Annotated in this window: 6 protein-coding genes; 3 read left to right on the top strand and 3 right to left on the bottom strand. The window is 74.1% G+C overall.

Going from position 1 to position 6,538, the window contains the following annotated elements:
• A partial coding sequence (locus ACXJKG_RS18320) for an aldo/keto reductase (protein WP_456847174.1) occupies nt 1-856 on the bottom strand: 856 nt, incomplete at its 3' end.
• A 117-nt stretch (nt 857-973) separates the two neighbouring features.
• On the opposite strand from ACXJKG_RS18320, the gene ACXJKG_RS18325 reads away from it, so the two are divergent.
• Nucleotides 974-1,174, top strand: coding sequence for a DUF5302 domain-containing protein (locus ACXJKG_RS18325; RefSeq protein WP_456847175.1), 201 nt, complete (start codon nt 974-976; stop codon nt 1,172-1,174).
• A 74-nt stretch (nt 1,175-1,248) separates the two neighbouring features.
• On the opposite strand, the gene serA is transcribed toward ACXJKG_RS18325, so the two are convergent.
• Nucleotides 1,249-2,448 (bottom strand): phosphoglycerate dehydrogenase, encoded by a 1,200-nt coding sequence (serA, locus tag ACXJKG_RS18330; protein ID WP_456847176.1) that lies wholly within the window; start codon nt 2,446-2,448, stop codon nt 1,249-1,251.
• A gap of 73 nt (nt 2,449-2,521) precedes the next feature.
• Nucleotides 2,522-4,759, bottom strand: coding sequence for a HelD family protein (locus tag ACXJKG_RS18335; protein ID WP_456847177.1), 2,238 nt, complete (start codon nt 4,757-4,759; stop codon nt 2,522-2,524).
• A gap of 251 nt (nt 4,760-5,010) precedes the next feature.
• Between ACXJKG_RS18335 and ACXJKG_RS18340 the strand changes: the two genes are divergently transcribed.
• Both ACXJKG_RS18340 and ACXJKG_RS18345 read left to right on the top strand, forming a co-directional pair.
• Entirely contained in the window at nt 5,011-6,189 is a 1,179-nt protein-coding gene (locus tag ACXJKG_RS18340; RefSeq protein ID WP_456847178.1) for a PP2C family protein-serine/threonine phosphatase, read from the top strand.
• Nucleotides 6,186-6,538: CHASE3 domain-containing protein (locus ACXJKG_RS18345; protein ID WP_456847179.1), on the top strand; the 353-nt coding region annotated here is incomplete at its 3' end. The genes ACXJKG_RS18340 and ACXJKG_RS18345, both read left to right, overlap by 4 nt.

Genomic DNA, 6,538 nt, shown 5'->3' on the forward strand with positions numbered 1-6,538 from the left:
GGTCCCGGAGCACYCAGGCGAGCGCGAGCTGCGGCAGGGTCCGGCCGCCGGAACGGGCGATCCCGTCGAGGGCTCGGACGTGACCGAGCGCCTCGTCGGTGAGYCACTCGGTGCGCAGCGGGCCGCCGCGCGCGGCGCGCGAGTCGGCGGGGACCCCGTGCAGGTACCGGGTGCTGAGCATCCCCTGGGCCAGCGGGGAGAAGGCGACGACGGCCATGCCTGCCTCGTCGGCGACCTCCAGCAGGGAGCGTCCGTCGGGCCCCGGCTGCTCGATCCAGCGGTTGAGCATCGAGTACGCGGGCTGGTGCACGGCCAGGGACAGGCCGATGGAGCGCGCCACGGCGAGGGCCTCGGTCGTCCGCTCGGCCGAGTACGACGAGATCCCCGCGTACCGCGCCTTGCCCGACCGGACGGCCCGGTCGAGGGCGCCGAGCGTCTCCTCGAGCGGTGTCGACGGGTCGAACCGGTGGCTGTAGAACACGTCGACGCTGCCCAGGCCGAGCCGCCGCAGGGACTCGTCGAGCGACGCGCGCAGGTACTTCGCCGACCCGTGCTCGCCGTACGGCCCGGGCCACGCGCGGTAGCCGGCCTTGGTCGTGACCAGCAGCTCGTCGCGGTGCCCGCGCAGGTCACGGGCCAGGAGGCGGCCCACCGACTCCTCGGCGGCGAACGGCGGCGGGCCGTAGTTGTTGGCGAGGTCCAGGTGCACGACGCCGCGGTCGACCGCGTGCAGGACGAGCCGGCGCTGGTCCGCGAACGGGGTGGCGGCGCCGAAGTTCTGCCAGAGGCCGAGGGAGACGACCGGCCACGACAGGCCGCCGGCCCGCCGGTGGGGGAGCTGAGGGGCATCGAGCACGTCGCCGACGCTACCCGCCGTGAGAAGAGGTGGCGCCGCGGGCGCGAGTCGGTCAGGCTGAGCGGGTCGCGGGCGCAGACGTCCGTCGGCACACAGCACCGCATCGGAGGAGACGCCATGGCGAAGGACGACGAAAAGGCGACCACGGAAGCGGCGGTGAGCGAGGACACCAAGGCGAAGTACCGCGAGGCGCTCGAGCGCAAGAAGACGAACCAGCACCGGACCTCGGACGGCTCGGCCAACACCGGCCAGGTGCACGGCTCGGAGACCGCGGGCCCGTCGCAGCGGCGCTTCCAGCGCAAGTCCGGCTCCGCCTGACGGACACAGCAGAAGGGCCCGACCGTGTGGTCGGGCCCTTCGGCATGACAGCCCTCAGAGGGCAGGCGCGGGTCTCAGGACAGCAGGCGCAGCCGCACCGACTCGGGTCGCGACGAGAGCGCCTCGACGACCGCGGCGTCGACGGGGGCCCCGGCGTCCGTGACCACGTAGMCCAGCTCCCCGCGGGTGGTGAGCAGCTGGCCCTCGATGTTCACGCCGTGCTCGGCGAGCGTCGCGTTGACCGCGGCCAGGACGCCGGGCACGTTGCGGTGCAGGTAGGCGAGGCGGTGCACGCCGGGGCGCTGCTCGAGCGCGAGGTTGGGCAGGTTGACGCTCAGGGTGGTCGAGCCCGTGGCCAGGTAGTCGCGCACCTTGTTGGACACGAACTGCCCGATGGCCTCCTGCGCCTCCTCGGTGGAGCCGCCCGTGTGCGGCGTGAGGATGACGTTGGGCAGGCCACGCAGCTCGGACTCGAACGCGTCGCCCTTGCGCTTGGGCTCCACGGGGAACACGTCGACCGCCGCGCCCGCCACGTGGCCGGACACGATCGCGTCGCGCAGCGAGGCGTAGTCGACGACGAACCCGCGCGAGAGGTTGAGGAACACCGAGCCGGGCCGCATCTGCGCGAACTGCTTGGCGCCGAACAGGCCCGCGTTCCCGCTGCGGCCGTCGACGTGCAGCGTGACGATGTCCGCGGTCTCGAGCAGCTCGTCCAGGGTGTCCATGCGGCGCGCGTTGCCCAGCGCCAGCTTCTCGGCGGTGTCGTAGAACACCACAGACATGCCGAGGTTCTCGGCCAGCACCGACAGCTGGGTGCCGATGTTGCCGTAGCCGATGATCCCGAGCGTGCGGCCGCGGATCTCGTGCGCGCCGGTGGCCGACTTGTTCCAGATGCCGTCGTGCATCGCGCGGTCGAGCTCGGTCTGGCGGCGCGTCAGGGAGATGATGTCCGAGATCGCGATCTCCACCACCGAGCGCGTGTTGGAGAACGGCGCGTTGAACGTGGCGACGCCGCGGGAGGCGGCCTCGGCGAGGTCGATCTGGTTGGTGCCGATGCAGTAGGCGCCGATCGCCACCAGGGACGGGGCGTTCGCCAGCACCTCGGCGGTCACGTGGGTCTTGGACCGGATCCCCAGCAGGTGGACGCCGTCGAGAGCCTCGATGAGCTCGGCCTCGTCGAGCGCCCCGGTGCGGGTCGTCACGTCGAAGCCGGCCGTCTCGAGGATCGAGCGAGCCTGGGGGTGGAGGTTCTCGAGCAGCAGGGCCTTCAGCACGCCCCTATGGTGCGCCTCACAGCGCCGACGGCCCACAGCGGTCCGGCCCTCGGACACACGTGAGACGCCTGCGTCAGCCCTCGATGCCCCAACCGCGCGGGAGCGGGCGCTCGTGCAGGACGTGCAGCGCGCGCGTCGGACGGGTCATGGCCACGTACAGGTCGCCGGCGCTGGCGTCGATCACCTCGGCCGGCTCGACCAGGACGACGACGTCGAACTCCAGCCCCTTGGCCTCGCGCGGGGTGAGCACCACCAGCGGGGCGTCCAGGTCCGCCGCGCTCGAGCCGGTCCCGATCGCGGGTCGCAGGCCGGCCGCGCGCAGGGCGGTCGCGACGGCCTCGAGCCGCCCGTCCACCGCGATCACGGCGATGCGCCCGGCGCCGGAGGAGTCCGTCACCTCGGCGACGAGCTTCTCGGTCCGCTCGGTCACGGCGACCACGACGTCGGCGGTCCGCTCGACCACCAGGGAGTCGTCGACGTCGCGCGCCGACGTGAGCGGGCTGACCGGCAGCCCGGCCGCGACGGCGACCCGACGCGCGGTGTCCGCGACCTCGGCGGGCGTCCGGTAGTTCACGGTGAGCTCGTTGAGCCGCCACGACGAGCGCAGCACGGGGTCCAGCTGGGCGGCCCAGCTGTGGGCACCGGCCGTCGCCGTGGTCTGCGCGACGTCGCCGACGATCGTCAGCGACCTCGTCGGCACCCGGCGCAGCAGCGACCGCCAGGCCATCGCGGACAGCTCCTGCGCCTCGTCGACGACGACGTGCCCGTAGGTCCAGGAGCGGTCGGCCGCGGCGCGCTCGGCGGTGGTGAGCGTGGGGCCGGTCGTCGCGAAACGGTCCGCCAGCATCTCCGCGGACACCATCCCGCCGCTGCCCGTCGACTCGAGCACCTGGCGGGCGTACGCGAGCTCGGAGACGCGTCGGTCGGCGGCGGCCCGCGCCTCGGCCCGTGCGGCCTGGTCGTCCTCGCCCAGCAGCTCGGCGGCCTCGTCGAGCAGYGGGACGTCCGCGGGGGTCCACGGGGCGTCCGCGTCGCGCACGAGCATCGCGCGCTCCCGCGGCGTCAGCTGGGGCGCGGCGGACGCGAGGCGGTGCGGCTTGGACCACAGGTCGGCGACGAGCTTCTGCGGGGTGATCGGCATCCACGCCAGGTTGAGCGCKACCCGGATCTCGCGGGTGGTGCGCAGCTCCTCGACGATCTCTCCGCGCTCGTCGGACGGCACGTCCTGACCCAGCTGCTCCACGTACTGCTCGGCCAGCCGGCCCAGCATGTCGCGCACGAACGACACGCGGGCCTGGTTGTGCGGCTTGTGGTTGCGCCGGGCGCGCGCCATGGCGGACGCGACGTCGTTCGGTCGGATGACCAGGTCGTGGCCGTCGACCCGCACGTGGACGGGCTGCGAGGGGATCCGCTCGCGGTCCCGCACGGCGCGCGCGATCACGCTGCCCCACAGCGCGCGGCCCTTGAGCTCGGCGACGGCCTCGTCCTCGGTCGCCGTCGCCTGGATGCCGGGGTACAGCTCCGCGACCGTGGTGGTGACGACCCCGGTCTCGCCGAGGGACGGCAGCACCTGGTCGATGTACCGCAGGAACGTGCGGCTCGGGCCCACCAGGAGCACGCCCGAGCGCTCGAGCATCCGGCGGTGCGCGTACAGGAGGTAGGCCGCCCGGTGGAGCGCCACGGCGGTCTTGCCGGTGCCGGGGCCGCCCTGCACGACGAGCGCGCCGTTCAGCTCGGACCGGATGATCGCGTCCTGCTCGCCCTGGATCGTCGCGACGATGTCGCCCATCCGACCGGTGCGGCCCGCGGCCAGGCCCGCCAGCAGCGCGCCCTCGCCCGACAAGCCGCTGAGGCGCTCGCCGGAGTCGTCGGTCAGCAGGTCGAGGTCGAGCACCTCGTCCTCGACGCTGGTGACCGTGCGGCCCCGCGTGACCACGTGCCGTCGACGGACGACGCCGTCGGGGTGCGCCGCGGTGGCCCGGTAGAACGCCTGCGCGGCGGGCGCACGCCAGTCGGTGAGCAGCTGGGTCTGCTCCTCGTCGGTGAGCCCGAGCCGGCCGATGTAGCGGCGCGAGTCGTCGTCGAGGTCGAGCCGGCCGAACACCAGGCGCTCCTCGACCGCCTCGAGCTGCGCGATGCGGTCCTCGTAGAGCGTGGCGAACGCGTCGCGCTCCGAGCGGTTCTGCGGCGAGCCGGACGGGCCCTCGCGACGGACGTCGGCCAGCCGTGCCCGCATCTGAGCGCGCAGGTCGTCGAGCCGCCCGTAGAGCTGGTCGACGACCCGCTGCTCACCGGTCAGCTCGTTGTCCATGCCTGCCACCTGGGCGATCTCCGTTCCGCCGGGACGACCCGGCCGTGCGTCGCGCCGCACCAGGCCGGCCGAGGGACGGCACGGCGCGCGGAGCGGCCGTCCATTATCCGTTGTCCGCGGCCCCGTCGCACACGTCCGTCCGGGTGGCGCTCGCGCGGAGCGGGTGAGACGGCGCGCGGAGGCCGGGCGGGGACCCTACGCTTCGGTTGTCCTGTCGAGAAACGGCAGCGGCGCAGCCGGGAGGAGGTCCGTTGAGCGAGGCACGAACGACGGTGGACGCCCCGCCACGGACGATGGCCCCGCCGATCCGCCTGCTGCTGGTCGAGGACGACGAGGGCGACGCCGTCCTGGTGCGTGAGCACCTCGCCGACGCCGGACTGGACGTCGACCTCGCCTGGGTCCGCACGCTCGACGAGGCCCTCGCCCGGCTGGACGTCGACCTGGTCCTGCTGGACCTCGGGCTGCCGGACGCGATGGGCATCGCGGCCCTCGAGCGGCTGCTCGCCGCGGGGGCTCCTGCGGTCGTCGTGCTGACCGGGCTGGCGGGCACCGACGTCGGTGTCGCCGCCGTGGCCGCCGGCGCGCAGGACTACCTGGTCAAGGGCGAGGTCGACGGCGAGCTGCTCGGGCGCTCGGTCCGGTACGCGATCCAGCGCCGTCGTCTCGAGGACACCGACCGCGCGCTGTACCGCAGCCTGATCCGGGCCGAGGAGGTGAACCGTCTCGAGCGCGCGCTGCTGCCGACGCCGTCGGTGCTGGACCAGCGCCTCGAGGTGCGGGTCGGCTACCGCGCCGGACGCGACGGCGTGCTCGGCGGCGACTTCTACGACGTCGTGGAACGCCCCGACGGGTCCGTCCTCGCGCTCGTYGGCGACGTCYGCGGGCACGGGCCCGACGAGGCAGCGCTCGGCGYCACCCTGCGCACCGCCTGGCGGACCCTCGTCCTGGCCGAGGTGCCGACCGTCGAGATCCTCGGGCTGCTCGAGCGCGTCCTGGTCTCGGAGCGGGCGCGGCCCGAGATCTTCACCACGGTCTCGATGCTCGACGTCGCGGCCGACCGCAGCTCCGTCGACCTCTACCTGGCCGGGCACCCCGTGCCGCTGCTGCTGGGCGAGCCCTCGACCTTGCTGCCCACGCACGGCCGCGGGCGAGCGCTCGGCATCCCCGTGTCGGGCGGCTGGCAGCCCGTGCGGCTCGAGCTCACCGCGTCGTGGCGCATCCTGCTGTACACCGACGGGGTGCTCGAGGCCACGATCGCCGGCGGGTCCGACCGGGTCGGCAAGACCGGGCTGCTGAAGATCGTCGACGGCGCGGTGAGTGCCGCGCCGCGCGGTGACCTGGTGGACCGCGTGCTGCACGACGTGCGGGCGCTGCACGGCGGGGACCTCGTCGACGACGCGGCCGTCGTGGTCCTCGGCTGGTCCGCGTGAGCGCTGGCACGACGCCCGCGCGGCGTACCTCGACCCTGCGCCGGCGCCTGCGGACCACCATCGTCGCGGCCGGCGCGGCCCTGCTGGTCGTCGTGCTCGGCACCGCCTTCGTCCTGGTCCGGCTCGTCGACCGCCAGGAGGCGGTCACCCAGACCTACTTCGACGCCATCACGCTCGCCGACGGCGCCTACATCCAGCTCATCGACGCCGAGACCGCGGTCCGCGGCTTCGCGCTCACGGGCGACCCGATCACGCTCGAGCCGTACGACCGGGCCATCGCGGACGACCTGTCGTTCCGCACCCTGGCGGCCCAGGCCGCGACAGGGGGCGACAAGGAGGTCGCGGCCGC

The sequence above is a fragment of the Cellulomonas sp. P5_C6 genome, assembly GCF_054049635.1.